18 protein-coding genes are annotated in these 22,253 nt (G+C 65.9%); 7 read left to right on the top strand and 11 right to left on the bottom strand.

Translation table 11 applies throughout. The features are described from left to right. Positions 1-665: 665 nt before the first annotated feature. Positions 666-2,363 carry a methyl-accepting chemotaxis protein gene (locus QX041_RS14015; protein WP_316165684.1) on the top strand — a complete coding sequence of 566 codons (1,698 nt, stop codon included), beginning with the start codon at positions 666-668 and terminating at the stop codon, positions 2,361-2,363. 23 nt (positions 2,364-2,386) lie between these two features. On the opposite strand, the gene QX041_RS14010 is transcribed toward QX041_RS14015, so the two are convergent. From QX041_RS14010 to QX041_RS13990, 5 genes are all read right to left on the bottom strand, one after another. Beyond that, on the bottom strand, positions 2,387-2,848 hold the full coding sequence (locus QX041_RS14010; protein ID WP_315827900.1) for an NUDIX domain-containing protein: 462 nt from the start codon (positions 2,846-2,848) through the stop codon (positions 2,387-2,389). 4 nt (positions 2,849-2,852) lie between these two features. Continuing rightward, positions 2,853-4,094, bottom strand: coding sequence for a DUF763 domain-containing protein (locus tag QX041_RS14005; protein WP_315717030.1), 1,242 nt, complete (start codon positions 4,092-4,094; stop codon positions 2,853-2,855). Between the two features lie 87 nt (positions 4,095-4,181). Continuing rightward, complete coding sequence (locus tag QX041_RS14000; RefSeq protein WP_316165683.1) at positions 4,182-5,162, bottom strand: homoserine O-succinyltransferase; 981 nt, start codon at positions 5,160-5,162, stop codon at positions 4,182-4,184. A 12-nt stretch (positions 5,163-5,174) separates the two neighbouring features. Then, the gene (locus tag QX041_RS13995) at positions 5,175-6,479 is read right to left on the bottom strand and encodes an O-acetylhomoserine aminocarboxypropyltransferase/cysteine synthase family protein (protein ID WP_316165682.1); all 1,305 of its coding nucleotides are present in this window, start codon (positions 6,477-6,479) and stop codon (positions 5,175-5,177) included. A gap of 150 nt (positions 6,480-6,629) precedes the next feature. Continuing rightward, entirely contained in the window at positions 6,630-7,586 is a 957-nt protein-coding gene (locus tag QX041_RS13990; protein ID WP_316165680.1) for an alpha/beta hydrolase, read from the bottom strand. A gap of 141 nt (positions 7,587-7,727) precedes the next feature. Here QX041_RS13990 and QX041_RS13985 point away from each other — a divergent pair, with 141 nt between their 5' ends. Then, a complete protein-coding gene (locus QX041_RS13985; RefSeq protein WP_316165679.1) occupies positions 7,728-8,615 on the top strand; it encodes a branched-chain amino acid aminotransferase in 888 nt (295 codons plus the stop codon). Between the two features lies 1 nt (position 8,616). Here the strand turns inward: QX041_RS13985 and QX041_RS13980 are convergent, their stop codons facing one another. From QX041_RS13980 to QX041_RS13970, 3 genes are read right to left on the bottom strand one after another with little or no spacing between them, the layout of a single operon-like run. Then, positions 8,617-9,498 carry an acyl-CoA acyltransferase gene (locus QX041_RS13980; RefSeq protein ID WP_315717035.1) on the bottom strand — a complete coding sequence of 294 codons (882 nt, stop codon included), beginning with the start codon at positions 9,496-9,498 and terminating at the stop codon, positions 8,617-8,619. Positions 9,499-9,537: 39 nt separating this feature from the next. Continuing rightward, on the bottom strand, positions 9,538-10,500 hold the full coding sequence (locus QX041_RS13975; RefSeq protein ID WP_315717036.1) for an amino acid--[acyl-carrier-protein] ligase: 963 nt from the start codon (positions 10,498-10,500) through the stop codon (positions 9,538-9,540). Positions 10,501-10,542: 42 nt separating this feature from the next. Beyond that, the gene (locus QX041_RS13970) at positions 10,543-11,694 is read right to left on the bottom strand and encodes an acyl-CoA dehydrogenase family protein (protein ID WP_409977914.1); all 1,152 of its coding nucleotides are present in this window, start codon (positions 11,692-11,694) and stop codon (positions 10,543-10,545) included. Between the two features lie 417 nt (positions 11,695-12,111). Here QX041_RS13970 and QX041_RS13965 point away from each other — a divergent pair, with 417 nt between their 5' ends. The 3 genes from QX041_RS13965 to mtnA all read left to right on the top strand — a co-directional run bounded on the left by QX041_RS13965 (position 12,112) and on the right by mtnA (position 14,469). Continuing rightward, complete coding sequence (locus QX041_RS13965; protein ID WP_315717167.1) at positions 12,112-12,384, top strand: phosphopantetheine-binding protein; 273 nt, start codon at positions 12,112-12,114, stop codon at positions 12,382-12,384. 90 nt (positions 12,385-12,474) lie between these two features. Further along, positions 12,475-13,350: an S-methyl-5'-thioadenosine phosphorylase gene (locus QX041_RS13960; RefSeq protein ID WP_316165677.1), complete on the top strand. Its 876-nt coding sequence runs from the start codon at positions 12,475-12,477 to the stop codon at positions 13,348-13,350. Between the two features lie 12 nt (positions 13,351-13,362). Further along, positions 13,363-14,469, top strand: a complete 1,107-nt coding sequence (gene mtnA, locus QX041_RS13955) for an S-methyl-5-thioribose-1-phosphate isomerase (RefSeq protein ID WP_316165675.1) — start codon at positions 13,363-13,365, stop codon at positions 14,467-14,469. An 89-nt stretch (positions 14,470-14,558) separates the two neighbouring features. Here mtnA and QX041_RS13950 read toward each other — a convergent pair whose 3' ends face one another. Next, positions 14,559-15,194, bottom strand: a complete 636-nt coding sequence (locus QX041_RS13950) for an HAD-IA family hydrolase (RefSeq protein ID WP_316165673.1) — start codon at positions 15,192-15,194, stop codon at positions 14,559-14,561. Positions 15,195-15,285: 91 nt separating this feature from the next. Between QX041_RS13950 and QX041_RS13945 the strand changes: the two genes are divergently transcribed. Then, positions 15,286-16,056 (top strand): S1 family peptidase, encoded by a 771-nt coding sequence (locus QX041_RS13945; protein ID WP_410051871.1) that lies wholly within the window; start codon positions 15,286-15,288, stop codon positions 16,054-16,056. A 110-nt stretch (positions 16,057-16,166) separates the two neighbouring features. After that, positions 16,167-17,669 carry an NAD(P)/FAD-dependent oxidoreductase gene (locus QX041_RS13940; protein ID WP_316165670.1) on the top strand — a complete coding sequence of 501 codons (1,503 nt, stop codon included), beginning with the start codon at positions 16,167-16,169 and terminating at the stop codon, positions 17,667-17,669. Positions 17,670-17,886: 217 nt separating this feature from the next. Here the strand turns inward: QX041_RS13940 and QX041_RS13935 are convergent, their stop codons facing one another. Together QX041_RS13935 and QX041_RS13930 are read right to left on the bottom strand one after the other, a co-directional pair. Continuing rightward, positions 17,887-18,804 carry a response regulator transcription factor gene (locus QX041_RS13935; protein ID WP_316165820.1) on the bottom strand — a complete coding sequence of 306 codons (918 nt, stop codon included), beginning with the start codon at positions 18,802-18,804 and terminating at the stop codon, positions 17,887-17,889. Further along, positions 18,794-22,168: an ATP-binding protein gene (locus QX041_RS13930; RefSeq protein ID WP_316165668.1), complete on the bottom strand. Its 3,375-nt coding sequence runs from the start codon at positions 22,166-22,168 to the stop codon at positions 18,794-18,796. Before QX041_RS13930 ends, QX041_RS13935 begins: the two co-directional genes overlap by 11 nt. Between the last annotated feature and the right edge of the window lie 85 nt (positions 22,169-22,253).

The following is a 22,253-nucleotide window of genomic DNA, read 5'->3' as shown; positions in this document are numbered from 1 at the left end:
TCGTGCTTCTCTCTGCTTATCCCGCCTCATCGACGAGGGGCGCTGCGCATCGTCAGGAGCGTTGAGGTGGGATGTGATGGACGGGCAGGCGCCGACTGACGAGCGGCGCCGGCACGGACGGTCAAGTCGCATGGTCCTGGCATCCCGACGCTGATGCCTGCGCGGCGTGCCATTGGCGCGTTGTCGCAAACGGGGGCAAGAACGCCGGTCCCCGAGGAGAGTGCGAAGCAGCCGTAACACCATTGCGCAGGGAAGGCCGGGCAAACCCGGCTGAACCTGTGGTTCCTGCCCCGTGCATTCCTTTCCGCACGGGGGCCGCAGGAATCAGCCGATGCCTGGTCTTCCCAAGAGGTGAGGGCTTCGCTGCACAAAGCTCGGGCGCCTGACGCGTCGCGACGACGAAACTCCGTGGGAACTCGACACCTGACCCACTGGAACTGGCAAGGGAACCGGCCGCCCCCTTGGACGATACTTCTGATTATCGCATGTTAATTCGAACGATCGCCACCCCAGCTCGGGTTGGTTGTTCTCAGGCTTGAGTTCGCGTGAGTGGACATGATCTGTCCAAAAACTAATTAGTTCGCCAGTGTTCGGACGGAACGGATAGCAAACCATTAATGTACGGTTGGTATCGTGCATACAGTCCACGCAACGAGAACCAGAAAATGCGACACCTGACTGTCTATCAGCGTCTCGCGGCGATCATCGCCGTGATGTCGATCGCACTGTTCGCCGTCTCCGCCATGCAGATCCTGATGCTGCGCGGAACCGTTCTCGAGGAGCGGCAGACCATGGTCCGCAACCTCGTCGAGTCCGCCGTCAAGGTGCTGAGCTATTATGACGCCGCGGCGACCGCCGGCAAAATGGCGCCGGAGCAGGCGCGGCAGCAGGCCTACGCCGCGATCGGCGCAATGCGCTGGGGCCAGTACAACGACTATCTCGGCGTCTACGGAACCGGATCGTCGGATGCAGGCGTGACCTATGTCCACGCCAACCCGAAATACATCAACGTCAACCGCTGGGACTTCAAGGATTCCACCGGCAAGCTCCTGATCCAGGACATCGTGCGCATGGCGCGCGCCGGCGGCGGCTTCGTCGAGTACAAGGTGCCGCGCGCGGGGGGGACGACCGAGCTGCCGAAGATGTCCTACGTCGGCGCCTATGGCAGCGGCGACAAGATGCTGGCGATCCAGGCCGGCGTGTATGTCGACGACATCGATGCGGTCGTCTATCAGCGCGCGCTGTGGGCCGGCTTCGGCGCGCTCGCAGGTCTGCTGGTGGCCGCGGTCGTCGCCTTCTGGCTCGGACGCAGCGTCGTCGTTCCGCTCGACCGTACCTGCGCCGTGATGGACGAGCTGACCAAGGGCAATCTGGGCCTCGAGGTGCCGTTCACGGATCGCAGGAACGAGATCGGCCGCATGGCGCGCAGCCTGCAGATCTTCAAGGACCATCTCGCCGAGAGCGAGCGTCTCCGGGCCGAGCAGGAGCAGTCCAAGCAGCAGGCCGCCGAGGAGCGCCGCACGGTGCTGGTGCGGATCGCCGACGAGTTCGAGCGCTCGATCGGCGGCGTGATCCAGACCACCGCGACCGCCGCCGGCGAGCTGCAGACCTCGGCGCAATCGATGTCGAGCATCGTCTCCGGCACGACCGACCAGAGCGCGAAGGTGGCCTCGGCCGCCGAGCAGACCGCCAAGAACGTGCAGACGGTGTCGGCCTCCGCCGAGCAGCTGTCGTCATCGATCCAGGAGATCGCCAAGCAGGTCACGCAGTCGTCCTCGATCGCTCAGAACGCGGTCGGGCAGGCGACGCGGACGGAGGCGATGGTCGACCGGCTGGTCCACGCGTCGCAGAAGATCGGCGAGGTCATGGCGCTGATCCAGACCATCGCCGGCCAGACCAACCTGCTGGCGCTGAACGCCACCATCGAATCGGCGCGTGCCGGCGAGGCCGGCAAGGGCTTCGCGGTGGTCGCCAACGAGGTCAAGGCGCTGTCGGCGCAGACCGCCAAGGCGACCGAGGAGATCACCAGCCAGATCGAAGCCATCCGCGACGCCACCGGCTCGACGGTCAACGCCATCCGCGAGATCGGCGCGACCATCGGCCAGATGAACGAGATCACCGACGCGATCGCAGCCGCGGTCGAGGAGCAGGGTGCCGCGACCAAGGAAATTGCCCGCAGCGTTCAGCAGGCGGCGCAGGGCACCCAGGGGGTCATGCAGCACATCGTCGGCGTGCGCGAGGCGTCCGGCCAGGTCGGCGCCGCGGCGGCGCAGGTGCTGAGCGCGGCCTCCCAGCTCGGCAGCCAGTCGGATCAGCTCAAGACCCAGACCGGGCGATTCCTCGGCAACGTCCGAGCGGCGTGACGTCGGCGGCGGATGGTGACAGCTCACCCTCCGCCGATCGCCACGAGACGGTCGAGCAGCGCGGCCTGGGCTGGATTGATCCGGACCCTCGCCTCGGCGAGGTCGAACCAGGCGGCGCGGTCCACCTCGGGAAAACGCCTGATGTGGCCGCTACGCGGCGGCCATTCGAGCTCGAACGCGTTGCTGGTGATGCTGCCGGCATCGAGATCGATTTCGGCGGCGAATGCCTCGACCACCTTGCCGCCGCGCTGCTTGATCTCGCCGAGCGGCACGAGCGGCGCCGTCAGCGTCGTGCCGAGCTCCTCGGCGAATTCGCGCCGCGCCACCGCCTCGGCCGCCTCGCCGGCGCCGAACTCGCCCTTCGGGATCGACCAGGCGCCGAGATCCTTGTTGCGCCAGAACGGGCCGCCGGGATGTACCAGCAGCACCTCGAGTCCATCGGCGGTGCGGCGAAAGGCGAGCACGCCCGCGCTGCGCGCCGGCATGCCGCTACGCCTCGCCGGTGCGCTGGATGAGGTCGCGCTCCCAGCCGAACACCGAACGGCCGTCGAGCTCTGGCGAGGCGGCGCGCTCGGTCGCGATGTAGGCATCGAGCGAGGGGCCGGTCGCGCTGCGCTCCAGCCGGCGGGCCTGGTCGTCGAGCCGCTTCAGCGCCGACAGCGCCTCGTCGCGGCCGAGCTTGGCGTTGCCGACGGCCGATTTGAGCACGCGGATGGTCTCGTCATAGACCTTGATCGGCACCGGATAGGGATGCCGGTCCTTGCCGCCATGCGCCAGCGAGAACCGCGCCGGGTCGCCGAAGCGATACGGCGCGCCGTGCACGACCTCGGCGACCATGGCGAGCGAGCGCACGGTACGGGCGCCGACGCCCGGCGTCAGCAGCAGGTCGGGGAAGTCGACCGGGCCGCGCTCGGCCGCGGCCGCCAGCGTGCCGTGAAGGCGGCGGGCGAATACGTCCTTCGGCCTGACGTCGTGATGCGCCGGCATGACCAGATGCGGCAGCAGGCCCTGCGCCGGCTCCGGCGTGCTCAGCCGCGCGAACTCGGCGACGACGCGGTCGGGGCCGAGCTCGGTGAGCAGCTCGAGCTGGGCGTCGCGCGACGGCGCGGCGCGCTTGTCGGTGAGGTTGACGATCTCGCCCTGGACCGGACCGTCGATGGCGCTGTGCGGAGCGTCGACGAAGCTCGCGAGCTGTTGCGAGTGCCAGTGATAGCGCCGGGCCTGGCGGGCGTCGCCATTCATGCCCTGCTGCACGACGGTCCATTTGCCGTCGGCGGTGACGAAGAAGCCGTGCAGATAGAGGTCGAAGCCGTCCTGCACCGCGGCGCTGTCGACCTTGGCGACGAGCTTGCTGGTCCGCACCAGCTCCTCGCCGTCGAGGCCGAGTCGGTCGCCGAGCAGGCGCAGCTCGTCGGGCGTCTTGCGCGAATGCTCGCCGCGGCCGCCGCAGACGTAGATGCCGAGCTCGCCGGACAGCGGCTTCAGCCCGCGCTTCAGCGCGCCGATCACGCTCGTGGTGATGCCGGAGGAATGCCAGTCCATGCCCATGACGGCGCCGAACGACTGGAACCAGAACGGATGCGACATCCGCGCCAGGAATTCGTCGCGGCCGTAATGATGCACGATCGCCTGGGTGATGATGGCGCCGAGCGAGGCCATGCGCGTGCCGAGCCAGGCCGGGACGCGTCCGGAATGGAGCGGAAGATCGGCGCTGCCGGTGCGTCGGGCCATCGGAACCTTGCAAGCGAAGTGTGCCGTGCCAATCTAACAGACGGCGCGCGATCGCGCGATCGCTGCGATGGGACGCGGGCCTTGGCGCTATCCGGTTTGCCCGAGATGGCCGATCCAGTTCCTGAACAGCGTCTGGGCGGCGCTTTCGGCGGCGAGATCGGGCCGCAGCGTCAATCCCGGGAGCTCGGCCGCCAGCGTCGGGTCGCGCCTTTCCTTGGCCCGCCACTCGAACGCGTTGAGCACCGCCTCGCTCTCGGCGCTGAAATAGGATTTCGGCAGCCGCGGGTAGTCGTCGCGCTGCCCGGCGAGAAAGCGCGCGATGTCACGCATGTATTCGCGCTGCAGGGAGAGCGCGTCATACTCGGGATGGCCCTGGAAGAACACGAACCGGCTCGGCATCGAGCGCGCGAAAATGTCGACGCCGACTTCGTCCGAGCGGGTCAGGATGTCGTAGCCGCGCTCCGCCAGCAGCGGCTCGTTGACGGCGTTGAGGCGGGAGTGCGGCACCTGAAGCGGCAAATGGATGCCGTGCGTGAGCCAGTCGTCCTGGACCTTCACGCAGTCGAAGATGCCGGAGCATTTGCTCGCCAGCCGCTGCCGCTCGATGTCGTCGAGATGCAGCACGGCCGCGTGGGCCGCGAGACACGACCAGATGGTCGAGCGCGTGTTGGTTCTGGCCCAGTCGATCACGGAGGTGAGGTCCGACCAATAGGGCTCGTCGCGCAAGGCCGCGGCGACAGGCTCGGCGCCGGTCACGATCAGGCCGTCGATGCCGAGCCGATCGAGCGACCCGATGTCGGCGTAGGACTGGGCGACGTGGCTCCTGGCCGCCTGCGAGCGAGAGATGGAGGGCAGCGAGAAACAGTGCAGGCGGATGCGGACGTGCCGCGGCGCGCACTGCCGCAGCAGGCGGCCGATCTGGAGATCAGTCGCCTTCAGGGCGCTGTCCGGCATGTTGTTGACGAGGCCGATCGAAAGCTCGATCGGGCGTCGGCCGCGGTCGTCGAACTCAGCGGGTGCGAGGGCAGGGCTCGCGATCCTGCGATGTCGGTCGAACAGCAGGGTCATAGGCTGATCGCTCTACTCCGCCGCATCCAGCTGACGCGTGCGAGGGCAGGCCTGGGCGAGCGCCTGGTCGAGATCCTCGATGATGTCGCTGACGTGCTCGATGCCGATCGACAGCCGGATCGTCTCCGGGAGGACGCCCGCCTTGCGCTGGTCGTCCGGCGGCATCTGCCGATGCGTGGTCGATGCGGGATGGCAGGCCAGCGACTTCGCATCGCCGATATTGACCAGCCGTGTGACCAGCTTCAGGGCGTCGTAGAACGCCTTGCCCGCCTCCATGCCGCCCTTGATCCCGAATGTGAACAGCGACGACGCCCGGCCGTCGAGATATTTCTGGACCAGGGGATAATAGCGGCTGTCGGCGAAACCGGCGTAGTTGACCCACGCCACGCGCGGATCGTTGCGGAGGAATTCGGCGACCTTGCGCGCATTCTCGACGTGGCGCTCCATGCGCAGGGCGACCGTTTCGATGCCCTGCAGCAGCAGGAAGGCATTGAACGGCGACAGCACCGCGCCCATGGTCCGCTGATAGACGCTGCGCGCGCGCTGGATATAGGCGCTGCGGCCGAAATGATCGGTGTAGACCATCCCGTGATAGGACGCGTCGGGCTGGGTGAAGGCGGGAAAGCGGTCGGCGTGATCCTTCCAGGGGAAGTTGCCGCTGTCGACCAGCATGCCGCCCAGCGTCGTGCCGTGACCGCCGAGAAACTTGGTCAGCGAATGCACCGCGATGTCGGCGCCGTAATCGAACGGCCGCAGCAGGATCGGTGTTGCGACGGTGTTGTCGACGATCAGCGGGACGCCGTTGCGATGCGCGAGCTTCGCCAGCGCCTCGATGTCGCAGACATTGCCGGCGGGATTGCCGATCGTCTCGGCGAACACGGCCTTGGTGTTTTCGTCGATGAGACGCTCGATGGCGTCGGACGCATCGCTTTCGGCAAAGCGTCCGGTGATGCCCTGGCGCGGCAGGATGTGACCGAGCAGCGTGTGCGTGGTGCCGTAGAGCTGTGGCACCGAGACGATGTTGCCGCCGCCATCGGCAAGATTGACGAATGCGAAGTGAAGTGCCGCCTGCCCGGTGCCGACGGCGAGCGCGCCGACGCCGCCCTCGAGCTCGGTGACGCGCTTCTCGAGCACCGCCGTGGTCGGGTTCGAGATCCGGCTGTAGCGATAGCCCTCGGCTTCGAGATTGAACAGCGCGGCGCCGTGATCGGCGCTGTCGAAGGCGTAGGCGGCGGTCTGATAGATCGGAACCGCGACGGCCTTGGTGGTCGCCTCCGGCTCATAGCCGGCGTGGATTGCAATCGTCTCGTTGCGCATCGGCGATCTCCCCGCTCGCTTCGATCAATGCGGCGAGCTGCTCGTATTCCGCGAGTGGTGTCGTTGTAGGAGCGCAGGCGTAAAGCGGGCAATAATTCGCGACAAGAACGACGAAATAACCCTAACGATATGTGGCCGAAGAGCTTCGAATTAGCGCGCAACAGGGACACGCAGGAGCGACCGGATCTGCTGCCCGACCAGATCCAGTGCGACCTTCGCCTGCGGCAAAATCGCGCCGAGGGCGTGGAAATTGTGAACCATGCCGTCGTGACAGACATGCGCGACGGTGACGCCGGCCTCCGTGAGCCGTGCCGCATAGGCATTGCCCTCGTCGCGCATCGGATCGAACTCCGCGGTGTGGATCACGGCGGGGGGAAGCCCAGCCAGCGTCTCGCGGCACAAGGGCGATATCAGGGGATTGGCGACATCGGACTCGCCGGCCAGATAGTCGGCGAGGTCGGCCTGCCAGGTCGCCCTGTCGATCAGATAGCCGGTCCCGAACAACTCGCGCGACGGCCAGGGGTTGGAAAAATCAAGCACCGGGCAGATCAGGCATTGCAGCACGATCCTGAGACCGGTGCTGCCGGCAGCCTGCTGACAAACCGCGGCGGCGAGCGTGGCGCCCGCGGAATCGCCGCCGATCACAATGCGATTGCCGTCGATGCCGAGCGCGGCCGCGTGATCGATGGCGAAGTGAACCGCAGCGATCGCATCCTCGATTGCTGCGGGGAACGTGTGCTCGGGAGCGAGACGGTAGTCGATCGAGAGCAGCCGGCAGCCGGCGGCGGCGGCAAGCGCGGCGGCGACCTTGTCGTGCGTGTCGATGCTGCCTGCCACGAGACCGCCGCCGTGAAAGTATACGAAGCCGGGCGGCATCCCGGTATCGTCCAGGCCTGCTGCAGGCGTATACAGGCGATAACGAAGCAGCCCGGAGGGACCGGAGAAATCGCCGTCCCGCGTGATGGCGGCGCCGCAGTCGTTGCGCGCGAACTGCATCAGTTTCGCCAGCGACTGCCGGCGTTGCCGGGGACTCGGAGGCTCCCGGCTTTCCGTCACAACTGCCGCCACCATCGAAAGCAGGCGCTGGGCGCGAGGGTCGAGCGGCATGACAGCTCCAGTTAACCAAGGCATCGGGCATTGTGCCCATCAGCAGTGAATCGATCATGAGCGGCAGGTCGCGACCGGGAAATCCTTAAAATATTCACGCCAGAAGTGCAGATACGATCGATGCCGAACGGGAGCGCCGCCATGACCCACATTGTCAAGCCTGTCAGTTACTCGCAGACCTGGACCTTCTTCGACGGCGAATGGCGCGAGGGCAATGCACCGATCATGGGCGTCCGGACCCACGCGACGTGGCTCGCATCGACCGTGTTCGATGGTGCGCGCGCATTCGAAGGCGTGACGCCCGATCTCGATCGGCACTGCGCGCGGGTGAATCAGTCCGCGATCAATTTCCGGCTCAAGCCCGTGGTGGACGTCGAGACCTGGATGGGGCTGGCGCGAGAGGGCGTCGCGCGCTTCGCAGCAAGAGCCGAGCTCTACATCCGCCCGATGTACTGGGCGCAGCACGGCGCCGGCGGTGGTGTCCTGTTCGATCCCGAGACCACCAATTGGTGCCTGTGCATCTATGAGGCGCCGATGCCGCAGCCGACGGGCAACGCCATCACGCTGTCGCCGTTCCGGCGGCCGACGGCCGAATGCGCGCCGGTCGACGCCAAGGCGGCGTGCCTCTATCCGAACAATTCGCGCGCGCTGATCGAGGCGGCCTCGCGCGGCTTCAACAATTGCCTGATGCTGGATCTGCTCGGCAATGTCGCCGAGTTCGGCAATGCCAACGTGTTCATGGTCAAGGATGGCGTTGTCTTCACGCCGGTGCCGAACGGAACCTTCCTCAACGGGATCACGCGACAGCGCGTGATCGAATTGCTGCGAGGCGACGGCGTCAGTGTGGTCGAGACGACGCTCCGATATGACGATTTTCTGAACGCCGACGAGATATTCTCATCGGGCAACTTCGCCAAGGTCGCGCCGGTGATCCGCATCGACGAGCGGACGATGCCGATCGGTCCGGTGTTCAGCCGTGCGCGCACGCTGTACTGGGACTATGCGCAACAGGCCAGGGCGGCGGCATAGGTCAGGACCCGTAGATCGGAAGCTCGGTGTCGCTGAGATCGCCGAGCCGCGCCGGCTGCGGCCCCTTGATGTACTTGCGGCCGCGGCGTTCGGTGTAGACGCCGTACAGCCCGGCGACCGGTCCGTTGGCGTCGACGATGACGGACACGCGGCCCCGCAGCAGCAGGAAACGGCCGACGGCGCCGGCGCAGGCGACATAGTCTGAGATGTCGCGGCAATAGATCAGCTGCATGGCGGGCAGTGCGAACCGTCCTTGCCGGATGCGCGCCTGCTGCAGCACCAGGGGAATGCTGCTCTGCTTCGACCTGACCACGATGCTGAGACAGCCATGGCCGGCGTGGCGGATCAGCAGATCCGCTTCGTCGGATGGAATGCCGTCTACAGCGTGCGCATCTGCCGCGACCTGTTGGACTCGAGCGCCCTGGCCCGCAGCCGAGAGTACCGGAATGGAAAACAACAGGCCGCGACAATAGGCACGAAACCCCTGAGCCTCGATGATCGGCCAGGTCCGGCGCGCGGCGCTGATGTTGACGTAGGTGACCTCGGGCCGCCGCTGGGCGATCGCGGTGAGCATCGTCGCGTAGTTGCGGAACGCCGGCTCGACATACCAGCTCGAGAGATTGCACCAGATCCGGGGCTGCGCTGGTGTGCCTCGATTGCTGTAGATCAGCAGCAGGACGCCGACCGCATTGCCGCCCTGCTCGAGCAGGTAGCCGTAGCGTGGATAGCCCTCGGGCGTCGGGCGCGCGGCCTGTCGCTGCAGGCCGCTCGACCAATAGCGGCGGGGGCGCCGGGGAAAGCCGCGCGCCAAGAGATCGGCGACCGCGTCCAGATCGGAGGCTCCGATCTCGCGGCACCGGATCGGTGGCTGGAGCGCGCTCATGAGATGGTCTGCCGATCCCTCGCCGGCGGCTTGGTGGCGTCAGCCGACGGTGCTTGCCTGGCGCTCGAATTGCAGCGCTTCCCGCACGCGCGACGGCCAGCGCGTCGGATCGATGCCGTGGGTGTGGAACAGCGCGACTGCCAGGCGGTCCATGCCGAAGGCCACGCAACCGGTGTGCGCCGGCGCACCGTCGGCATCGTCGATGCCCCAGGTGGTGCCGAAATGCTCGCGATGATAGTTGAAGCTCATGCAGGCGGTGGGCTGCTCCTCCGAGCGCAACGGCACCAGCAGCTCGAATTTCAGCGCCTGCTGCTTCTGGCTGACCGCCTTCATCTGGCCGACGCGGCCGAAGAACGGGTCGCTGGCGTGATCGACGCGGAACGACAGGCCGAGATCGCGCGCAATCGCCTGTGCCTTTACCATCCAGCGGTCGCGGAATGCCGAGACGTCGTCGGGCGTGCCGATACAGACATATTCGCGCATCCGGAACGACTGCAGGCGGTCGAGATGACGCGACGGCTCGCGGCGGAAGCAATCGGCCGCGACGTCGAAGCGCAGGCCGCCGACCGGCAGCGCGCCGCGGCTCGCCGCGATCGGATAGACCGGATAGCAGGCCGCGGGCGACAGCACGAGGTCGGCTGGTGACAATGAGGTGGTCCAGTCGCCGCCCTTGTCGAACCGTGCCACGGCTTCATGGATGTCCCGCTCGGTGCCGTGCAGGCCGCAGACGCAGCCGAGCAGGTTGGGGAAACTCTTGAGATAGCCCGACTTTTCGAGCTGGGCGCGGCTCATGACGGGCGGAAAGCGCATGACCTCCGTGCCGGGCTCGCGATGCCGCGTGATGAGCGTCGCGAGCCGCTCCACCACGCCTTCATACAGCGCGGTCCGCGCATAGACGCCATCCGCGCCCATGCGATGGAACAGCGCGCCGGTCAGATGATCGAGCGCGTCGGCCGGCTGGGGTGCAATCTCGGGCGACTGCGGGAGAACGGGAATCGTCATTGTGCAAATCCTGGGTCGAGGCAATGGCTGCAATCGGCGCGATCATTCATGGAGCGAAGTCGGTACCGTGCTCATCAAGTTGGCCGTGGCAATGTTTGCGAGAATACGGTCGTTGTTGATCATGATCGGCGCCGACAGAACGTCGCGCAGGTGGCGGCCGATCGAGAACTCGCCGTCGTTGCGATAGCCCGAGAGACCGCAGGCGCGCATGGCATGCATCACGGTCTCGACGGCAAGTTCAGAGGCCTGCACCTTCAATAGCGTGATGGAGGACTGGAAGTCGAGCGAACCCAGCGCCCGCTCGTCATACTCATGGGCGACGAAGGCATCCATGTTGGTGACGATCATTGCGCGCAGCCGGGCCAGCGCCATCTTCGCCGCGGTGTAATGCGCAGCTGCCGGCGGCATCTGTCCGCCGGCGCCGCGTGCGGCCTTGCGCAGGAAGCGCTGAGCGCGCTCCACGGCAGCCGCAGCGATGCCGGCCCAGGCCGACGACCAGCACAGATGTGCGAACGGCGTCATCGTCTGGCCGTGGATGCGCTCATAGGGCTCGGTGAACATGCGGTCGGAGGGACAACTCACCTCGAGCGCGAATCCTGTTGAGCAGGTGCCGCGCATGCCCAGCGTTTCCCAGCCAAGGGTGCGCGAGATCGTGTAGTCGTCCCTGGTCAGCGCCAGCAGCACCTGATCGGAGGCGGCGGCGCCGTCGGCGCGCCGTGCAATCGTGACGAGGCCATCGGCTTCCGCGCCATAGGAGATGACCGTGGCGTCGCGCTTCAGCGAGATGCGGCCATTCTCGTGGCCGACGGCCGCAGCGCTTGCGCGGATGTTGCCGCCGTTCTGTCCCTCGGTGGTGGACGAGGCCATCAGCAGCTGCTCGGATGCGATACGGCGCATCAGGGATTCCATGTAGGCGCTGCCGCGGCCGTGACGCACCAGGCAGGCGACCTTGGTCTGGTGCATGGCGAAGATCATGGCGCTGGAGGCGCAGGCGCGGCCGAGCGCATAGCAGGCATCGGCAATGTCGTGAATCGAGGCACCGAAGCCACCGAACTCGACCGGAATCTGCATCCCGAGCAGCTTGTGCTCGCGTGACGCTTCGATTGCTGCCTTCGGGAAGCGGCCGTCACGGTCGACCTCGTCGGCTTCCGCGGCGGCCTGCGCGGCAACAGCGGCGGTCCGCTGCAGGAACATGTCGCTGCGATCGAGCAGGAGGCTCTCGCCATCGTCGGGGATCGGGTTTCGAAGCGCGGTTCCCTGGAGAGTCATGACCGATCGATACTCCGGATTTTGTCTCGTTGAGAGATCGGCACGTGCGTCCTCGCAAGATCAGGACAGATGCACTGCGCCTTCTTTGGGCTGCACGCAGGGTATGGATTTGATTCAAATACGTCGACGAAATTCAGGGTAAACGCCGCGCCATCGACGGGTGGGGGTTAATTCCTGGTTGTTTTGGTCCGAGAATTCTGGACCAAGCCGTTAGCGTTAAGACGAGTTCAGACTTGGAACGGGCTGCGGCGTAACTCTTTCGACGCCGAATTGCATTATCTCCCTGCGCGAGCGTCGATCAGATCCGACGTGCCCGAACAAGCCGCGAGTGAAGAGGTCCCCATGCCGAGTTTCGATGTCGATGTCAGTCACAGGATCGTGGCGCTCGTGCGCGATATCCTCGCGCAGAACGCCACGGCCGCCGACGTGACGGCGGATGCAAAGCTCGTCGACATCGGGCTGACGTCCATGGACATGGTCAACCTGATGCTGGCGCTTGAGGCGGAGTTCGATTTCACCATTCCGCAGGAGCTGATCACGCCGGAGAACTTCCAGTCTGTCGCCACGCTGGAGCGTCTGGTGAGCGGTCAGCTGGCGGCAGCCAAGGCTGCCTGATCCAGTTGCCACGCCCCACGGATCACCGCGTCGCTGTTTTCAATTCGTCGCAAAGCTGGCATTCTCGTCTCGGTTGGAGATGGGGACGTCATGACGAAGGCTGTGCTTGGCATTATCGGCGGCTCAGGCATCTATGATCTGCCGGGACTGGAAGATGCCCGCGAAGAGGTGATCGCGAGCCCCTGGGGTGAGCCGTCGGCGCCGGTACGCCGGGGGACGATCGCGGGCCTGCCGATCGTGTTCCTGCCGCGCCATGACAAGGGACACCGGCTGTCTCCCTCCGATATCAATTATCGCGCCAACATCGACGTGCTGAAGCGCGCTGGCGTCACCGACCTGGTGTCGCTGTCGGCCTGCGGCTCGTTCAAGGAAGAGCTCCCGCCGGGCACCTTCGTGCTGGTCGATCAGTTCGTCGATCGCACCTACAAGCGCGAGAGCTCGTTTTTCGGCAAGGGGTGCGTCGCCCACGTGTCGATGGCGCATCCGGTTTCGCCGCGGTTGCGCATTCATCTGGCGGCGGCGGCCGAGGCGGAAGGCATCGCGATCGTGCGCGGCGGCACCTATGTCTGCATGGAGGGGCCGCAATTCTCGACCTATGCCGAGAGCATGACCTACAAGGCGTCAGGCTATTCGGTCATCGGCATGACCAACATGCCGGAGGCGAAGCTCGCCCGCGAGGCCGAGATCTGCTACGCGACGGTCGCGATGGTGACCGACTTCGACTGCTGGCATCCGGATCATGACGCCGTCACCGTGCAGGATATCATTCGCGTGCTCACCACCAACGCCGACAAGGCGAAATCACTGGTGGCGCGGCTCGCCCGCGAGTTTCCGCGCGAGCACGAACCGTGCCCGATCGGCTCCGACCGTGCGCTCGACACAGCCTTGATCACTGCGCCGGAGGCGCGCGATCCCGAGCTTCTGAAGAAGCTCGATGCGGTCGCAGGCCGTATCTTGCGCGGCTGAGGGGGATCGAACATGAAGGTGGACGGCCGGCACTATCGCAGCATCTGGCTCGACTCCGACGGCTGGTCGGTCTGCGCGATCGATCAGCGCCGATTGCCGCACGAGTTCGTGATGGCGAAGATCACGACATGCGAGGAGGCCGCTGACGCGATCCGCGGCATGCTGGTCCGCGGTGCGCCGCTCATCGGCGCTACCGCCGCGTTCGGCATGGCGCTGGCGATGCGCGACGACCGCTCCGATCCCGGCATCGACCGCGCCTACGAGATGCTGATCGCGACGCGGCCGACGGCGATCAACCTGAAATGGGCGCTCGACACGATGAGCACCATGCTGCGCCGGCTGGCGCCGTCGGAGCGTCGCGATGCGGCCTATTCCCGCGCCGTCGACATTGCCGGCGAGGACGTCACGATCAACCAGGGCATCGCCGCGCACGGCTTCGCGCTGATCGAGGCGGCCGCGGCGCGCAAGAAGCCGGGCGAAGTCGTGAACGTGCTGACCCACTGCAATGCCGGCTGGCTTGCGACCGTTGATTGGGGCACGGCGACCGCGCCGATCTATCTCGCGCACGATCGCGACATTCCGATCCATGTCTGGGTCGACGAGACCCGGCCGCGCAATCAGGGCGCCTCGCTGACTGCCTGGGAACTCGGGCATCACGGCGTGGCGCATACCGTCATCCCGGACAACACCGGCGGCCATCTCATGCAGCATGGGATGGTCGATCTCGCCATCGTCGGCACCGACCGCGTCGCCGCCAATGGCGACGTCTGCAACAAGATCGGCACCTATCTGAAGGCGCTGGCCGCGCATGACAATGGTGTGCCGTTCTATGTCGCGCTGCCGTCGCCCACGATCGACTTTGCCGTTGCCGAGGGACGGCAGATCCCGATCGAACAGCGCAGTGCGCAGGAGGTGACCGAGATGACCGGCCGCACCGCCGACGGCCGCATCGAGACCGTGCGCATCGTGCCGCCGGGATCGCCAGTCGCGAACTACGGCTTCGACGTCACCCCGGCCCGGCTGGTGAGCGGGCTGATCACCGAGCGTGGCGTGCTGCGGGCCGACGGCGCAGCACTGGCGGCGGCTTTTCCGGAGCGGGCCAAACAGACGAACTATTGAGATCAGCGTCGTTGCGAGCGCAGCGACGCAATCAAGAATCCCACGAAGCCTCTGGATTGCTTCGGCGCAAGTTCGCCGCGCAATGATGATCAGCGCAGGCTCAATCCCGTCGCCGCTTCCAGCTCCGCGATCGCCTGCGATGCGCTGACGACCTTGATCGTGGTCATGCCCATCTCGCGCGCCGGCTTCAGGTTGATGCCGAGATCGTCGAGGTAGACGCAGTCCGCGGGGCTGACTCCGAGCGTCTCGGTCATCATCTGGTAGATCCGGGGATCGGGCTTGCGCAGCCCGATCTTGGCCGATTCGATCACGTGATCGAACAGCACCATCACCTCCGCGACGTACAACGAGCGGCCGCCCTGGCTGCCGGTTGCGTTCGCCGGGAGATTGTTGGTGATGCAGCCGGTCTTGCATTCCGTCTTGATGCGTCGGAGCGCCTCGACCATGTCGGGCCGGAGATCGCCGGCGAGCAGCGGCAGCACCTCGCGCCCGCTGACCGCTGCGCCACCGAGTGCCAGCGACTCCTCGGCGAACAACCTGTCAAACGTCTCGAGGTCGATTTCGGCGCGCTCGAATTTCGCCCAGGCGTTCTCGAGATGGTTGGCAGCATTGGTGTTGCGGATGATGTCGCCGGGATAGCCGCGCTCCTTCTCGAACCGCGCGAATGCCTCGAACGGCGATGTCGTCATCACGCCACCGAAATCAAAGATCACCGCCTCGACCATGTCAGTCCCCGTCCTCCCTCGATCCCTTGATGATCGCTAGCACGGGACGCCGCACTTGGCGACCTCGGCGGCAGCCGCTATTGCTGCCGCGATGAAGCCGTCTCACGCAATCATTGCAGCCGCCGTCCTGCTGGCGCCATCGCCAATCCTCGCCATCGTCGGCAACGCGCCGGCGCTGAATGACGGCATCGGCCGCTCCGTGGTCACGATCGTCGGCTCGCGCGGCAATTTTTGCAGCGGCGCGCTGATTGCTCCGAAGCTGGTGCTGACCGCCGGGCATTGCGTGCCGCCGGGGCTCGATTACCGCATCGTGGAATACGATCGTGACCGCAAGCCGGTTCTCAAGACGGTCCGGCGGGTGGCGGTGCATCCGAGCTTCAGCGTGCAGGCCATCCTGGCGCATCGCGCCACCGCTGATGTCGCGCTGCTGGAATTGGAGGCGCCCGCGGAGGCGCGCGTGCCGGTGGCGCTCGGCGTGCCGCAGCCGCCGCTTGCCGCCGGCAACGCGTTCACGGTCGCAGGGATCGGCGTCGCGATTCCCGGCGACGGCAAGAGCGGCGGCGTGGTGCGTGGGGCTGCGTTGGTTGCGACGGGCAAGCCAGGCACGTTGCAGATCCGGCTGGTCGATCCGGCGACGCAAGGCGCGCGGTCCGGACTGGGCGGATGCACCGGCGACTCCGGCGGCCCTGCGTTCGAGACGCAGCCGCAGGGTCAGGTGCTGATCGGCGTCATCTCATGGTCGACCGGACCGAATCTCGGCGCCGGCTGCGGCGGCATGACCGGCGTCACGCCGCTGACGCTATATCGCGATTGGGTCGCACAGACCGCGCGGCAATGGGGCATACCGCTCAGCGGAAATTGAGATCGTTCAGGGCTGGGTTGCGGCTCGCCGTCGCGGGTTGACCATCGTCGTGATCGGGTTCAGCCTGTCACGCGAGGAAACACCATCAAGACCAAAGCCCAGGGACTCACATGAACGTCATCGCGCCCATCCGGGAGGCCGCGTCCTCGCACGCGACCGAACATTTCGACGTGCTGATCGTCGGCGCCGGCATCTCCGGCATCGGCAGCGCCTATCAGCTGAGCAGGCAGATGCCCGACAAGCGTTTCGTGATCCTGGAGAGCCAGGACAGCTTCGGCGGCACCTGGCGGACGCACCGCTATCCCGGCATCCGCTCCGACAGCGACCTGCATACGTTCGGATACAGCTTCAAGCCATGGGTCGGCCCGCCGATCGCGACCGCGGAAGAGATCCTCAAATACATGGGCGACGTGATCGAGGAGAACGGTCTCGGCCGGCACATTCGCTACGGCCACCGCATCGTGTCGGCGAGCTGGTCGAGCGCGACCGGTCTCTGGACGGTGCAGGCGGTGAAGGGCAGGGATCAGCAGCCCGCCACCTTTACAACGAATTTCCTCTGGATGTGCCAGGGCTACTACCGCCACTCCAAGGGCTACACGCCGGAGTGGCCGGACATGGCGGAGTTCAAGGGCCGCATCGTGCATCCGCAGGTGTGGCCCGAGGATCTCGATCTCACGGGCAAGCAGGTCGTGGTCATCGGCTCCGGTGCGACCGCCGCGACCATCCTGCCATCGATCGCGGGCCAATGCGCACACGTGACCATGCTGCAGCGCTCGCCGACCTACTTCCGCATCGGCCGCAATGCGATCGAGCTGGCCGAGGAGCTGCGGAGACTGCAGGTGAAGGAGGAATGGATCCATGAGATCGTCAGGCGCAAGATCCTGTTCGAACAGGATTGGTTCACCAAGCGCTGCCTGACCGAGCCCGACCAGGTGAAGAAGGAGCTGATCGGCCAGATCAGCGCCATCCTCGGACCCGACTACACCGCCAAGCACTTCACGCCGAGCTACCGTCCGTGGCGGCAGCGCATCGCCTTCGTACCGGACGCCGACCTGTTCGAAGGCATCAAGAGCGGAAAGGCTTCGGTCGTGACCGACGAGATCGAGCGGTTCACGCAAGACGGCATCAAGCTGAAGTCCGGCGACGAGCTCAAGGCCGACATCATCGTCACCGCGACCGGCTTCGATCTTTGCGTGCTCGGCGATATCGCATTCTCGATCGACGGCAAGCCGCTCGACTTCGCCGACACCGTGACCTATCGCGGCATGATGTTCACCGGCGTGCCGAACCTAGCCTGGGTGTTCGGCTATTTCCGCGCCAGTTGGACGTTGCGCACGGACCTCGTCGCGGATTTCGTGTGCCGCCTGCTCGCGCACATGAAGGAAAAAGGCGTGAGCAAGGTCGTGCCGGCGCTGCGCCCGGAGGATCACAACATGCCGCTGCTGCCATGGATCGACCCGGAGAACTTCAACCCCGGCTACATGATGCGCAACATGCACCTGCTGCCCAAGCGCGGCGATAAGCCGGAGTGGCAGCACAGCCAGGACTATTGGAGCGAGAAGGACCAGATCCCGGCAATCGATCTGGATGATCCGGCGTTCGTGTATGGGTGAGCTTTTGACGGCCGGTGTGCCGCTCCAAAGACGGCGTCGTCCCCGCGAAAGCGGGGATCCATAGCCACCGGCAGGTGTGTTGGGCACAACGTCAACTTTCGTCCCGCCTCAAGCAGCATCACGCGGTATCGGTCCCGGGTCGGCGCCCGCCGGCGCTTCGCGCCGCAGGGCTTGCGCGGGACGGCAGTGATGGTTGGGGCACGCTGGTCGGCCCGCCTCATTCCTCCCGCCGCGTCACCCCCGTCGCGACCGCCGCGGCGGCGGTGCGGTTCTCGACGCCGAGCTTGGCGTAGATCTGCTCGAGGTGCTTGTCGACCGTGCGCGGACTCAGTCCCAGGATCTGCGCGATGTCGCGGTTGGTCTTGCCCTTGGAGAGCCATGACAGCACCTCGCCCTCGCGCGTGGTGAGACCGAACTCGCTGGAGAACTCCTTGGGCAGCTCACCGGAGGACTCCTTGGCGAGCCGCAGCAGGAACTCGTTGGGCCCGGCTCCGCCCATATAGTAGAGGCGCAGTTCGGGATGATCCGGGATCGAAGCGGCGGCCTTTGCACCGCCCTTGCCGTTCTGCGCCTGATCCAGCCACAGCCGCAGCGCCTCCGGCAGCACGACGTCGTCGGCGGTGCCAAGACTGTCCGACAGCAGCTTCTGCGCCTGCGGCGTTGCCCACATCAGCCGTCCCTCACGGTTGACGGCAAGCAGGAAGCGGCCGGAGACATCGAGTGCGGCGCGCGCGCTCTGCGTCATCCGGGCGTTCGCGAGATGCACGCGGATGCGCGCCAGCATTTCCGAGACGGCGATGGGCTTGGTGACGTAATCGACGCCGCCGGCCTCCAGTCCTTTCACGATATGCTCGGTATCGGCGAGCCCGGTCATGAAGATCACGGGGACGTTGGAGAGGCCGGCCTCGCGCTTCAGCTTGCGGCACGTTTCGAAGCCGTCCATGCCCGGCATGACCGCGTCGAGCAGGATGATGTCCGGCGTGATCTGGTCGACGATGCGCATCGCGGCCGCGCCGTCGAGCGCCACCATCACGGTCATGCCGGCGCTATCCAGCGCGTCGGTGAGCAGCCGAAGCGTTTCTGGCGAGTCGTCGACCACCAGCGCGACGTCACGCTTCCTGCTGTCAGTGCTCATAGGCATGCAAGGTCTTCAGAGTTGCCATGTACTGATCGAGATCGAAGCGGTCAACGAGCGTGCGCATATGTGCGACGAAGTCGGCATGCTCCGGATGCGCATTGCGGATCTCGTCGAGCTTGAGCTGAATGGCCCTGATGTAGCCGATCTGGCCGAGGCTCATCAACTCCTCGACATAGTTGAGCGGGGGCCTGGATCCGGTGTCCGGCCGCCAGCGTGGCGGAACCACGGGGATATCGGTCTGGTAGCTCCATTCGAGCTTCAGCAATTGACGTATCGCCTCCAGCAGCCTTGGGATGTCGATCGGCTTCATCAGGTAGCTGTCGTGAAATGGTTGCGCCAACGGCCGGCCGTGCGCCTCGAGCGCGCTCGCAGATGTCATCAGGATCCGGGCCTGATGATGACCGCTGTTGCGCAAGGTCTCGGCCACTGTCCAGCCGTCCATGCCGGGCATCGAGATGTCCAGAACGAACAGATCCGGCTGGCAATGTTGTGCAAGCGCGAGGCAGGCGGGACCGTCGGGCGCGCTCAGCAGGATGAAGCCGAGCGGCGTCAGCACCTCGCGCAGGAGGTCGCGATGCACAGGATCATCGTCGGTGATCAGAATCGTCCTGCGCGGCCCGAGATAGCCGGCCACCGGCGCCTTCACCGGTGGATGCCGTGTCGGGTTGGTGACCTCCGACAGCAGGATCTTGACCTTGAACGTGCTGCCCGCGCCGACTTTGCTCACGACCTTGATGTCGCCGCCCATGACGCCGGCGAGCAGACGGCTGATCGTCAGGCCGAGCCCCGTACCTGTCTGCGGCTGCGCAACCCCGAGCGCGCCGCGCTCGAAGGGCGCGAAGATGCGCTCCAGATCGTCAGGCTGGATGCCCGGACCGGTGTCGATCACCTCGAATTCGGCCACCGGGCTCCGATAATGCACGACGAACTGGACGCTGCCTTCCCCAGTGAATTTGATGGCATTCGACAGCAGGTTGATCAGGATCTGGCGCAGCCGCTTCTCGTCGGCATAGACGACCAGCGGCAGTACGGCAGGCCGCTTGAACACGAAGTCGACGCCCTTCGCCGCAGCCTGCAATCGGAACATGCCCACGAGCTGATCGAGGAATTCGCTCAGGCGGACCTCGTCGCGCGACAGATAAAGTCGCCCGGCCTCGATCTTGGAAATATCGAGAATGCCGTCGATCAGGCCGGACAGATGATCGGCGCTGCGGCGGACGACGCGGACCTGGTCCCGCGGCTTCGGTGCAAGGCTCGTGTCCTGCTCGAGCAGTTGCGCATAGCCGGAGATCGCGTTCAGCGGCGAGCGCAGCTCGTGGCTGAGGCCGACGACATAGCGGCTCTTGGCGAGATTGGCCGACTCCGCCACCTCCTTGGCGCGTTGCAGCTCGGCGTCAGTGCGCTTGTGCGCCTCGATCTCCTGAATCAACAGCTGCGTCTGCCGGCGCGTCTCGGCCTCGGCGGCGCGACGGCTCTGCTGCGCCAGCACGAACAGCCAGGTCACCACGCCGATGATGATGGACAGGGCGAAGAACACCTTCCACAGCACGTCGGAGATGATGCCCTTGAAGCCCGGGAGCGCCGCCGAGGTCTCCAGATAGATCATGCCGAGCGTCAGTGCGACGAGCCCGGCCGATGTCAGAAATACACCGACATAGTGACCGAGCTGCGAGTTGATCTTGGCCAGCAACGACTCTGGCAGCATGCCGCTGAGCGCCGCTGCGACCTGCGCCTGTGCCCGCGCGTGCGGCTTGCACAGGTCGTGGCAGCGGGCGTCGAGCGAGCAGCACAGCGAGCAGATCGGACCCGCATAGGCCGGGCAAGAGGCGGTGTCCTCCGGCTCGAACTGATGCTCACAGATGCAGCATTGGATCCGCTCGATGTTCTGCCAGCTCCGCTTTGGCTTGCGTGCCAGATAGTATTTGCCGTCGGTCAGATAGGCGATCGCAGGCGCGGTGACGAGCGCGACGCCGAGCGCGACGAAGGTCGACAGTGCCTTTCCGGTCGGCCCGAACAGGCCATAGAAGGCGCTGATCGAGACGATCGTCGCGATCGTCATCGCGCCGACACCGACCGGGTTGATGTCGTAGAGATGGGCTCGCTTGAACTCCATCTGCGGCGGGCGCAGGCCCAGCGGCTTGTTGATCACGAGGTCGGCCACTAGTGCGCCGACCCAGGAGATCGCGATGTTGGAGTACAGCGCCAGCGTCTGCTCCAGCGCCTTGTAGACGCCGATCTCCATCAGCAGCAGCGCGACGACGACGTTGAACACCAGCCACACGACGCGCCCCGGATGGCTGTGCGTCAGACGCGAGAAGAAGTTCGACCAGGCGATCGAGCCGGCATAGGCGTTGGTGACGTTGATCTTGATCTGAGAGACGATCACGAAGGTGCCGGTCAACGCAAGCGCCAGGTCCGGCCGGGCCAAGACATAGCGGAACGCCTCCAGATACATGTGCGCGGGTTCGGCTGCGTGGTCGGCGGAGACTCCGTGGCTCAGCGCGAAAAAGGCGAGGAACGAGCCTGCCAGCAGCTTCAGTGCTCCGAGCACGATCCAGCCGGGGCCAGCCGACAGCAGCGCGATCCACCACGAGCGCTTCGATGTGCGGCTGTCGCGCGGCAGGAAGCGCAGGAAGTCGACCTGCTCGCCGATCTGGGCGACCAGCGAGAACACGACCGCCGCCGCGGTCCCGAACAGCGCCAGATCGAGATGGCCCATGGGATCGCCGTGCTCGCCGGGAAACTGCTGCCATTCGACAAAGGAGTGCGGGCTGGCATAGGCGATTGCGGCAAAGGGCAGGATGTGCAGCACGACCCATAGCGGTTGCGTCCATAGCTGGAAGCGACTGATCAGGGTGATGCCGTAGGTGACGAGCGGGATGATGACGACGGCGCTGATGAGATAGCCGATCGGCCGGGGAATGCCGAAGCACATCTCCAGCGCCGAAGCCAGGATGACCGCCTCGATGGCGAAGAAGATGAAGGTGAACGACGCGTAGATCAGCGAGGTGACGGTCGAGCCGATATAGCCGAAGCCGGCGCCGCGGGTCAGCAGGTCGATGTCGATGCCGCATTTGGCCGCATGATAGGCGATCGGCAGGCCGCAACAGAAGATGATGACGCTGGCGACCAGGATCGCGGCGGTCGCGTTGGTGACGCCATAGTTCAGCGTAATGGTGCCGCCGATGGCCTCGAGTGCGAGGAACGAGATCGCGCCCAGCGCGGTGTTGGCGACGCGGGCGGCCGACCAGCGCCGTGCGCTCTTGGCCGTGAAACGGAGCGCATAGTCCTCCAACGTCTGGTTGGCGACCCACTGGTTGTATTGGCGCCTGACGCGGTCGATCCGCTGCCGCCCTGCCACTCTCGAACTCCTCACCCGCGAGCGCTTGTCCGCACGCTCGTCCTGCCCCTCGCAAGACCTACGCAGAGCCTACGTCGCGCTTTTG

This window comes from Bradyrhizobium sp. SZCCHNRI2009, assembly GCF_032485115.1.
Classification (GTDB): Bacteria; Pseudomonadota; Alphaproteobacteria; order Rhizobiales; family Xanthobacteraceae; genus Bradyrhizobium.
This window is presented reverse-complemented; position numbering and strand designations above follow the sequence as displayed.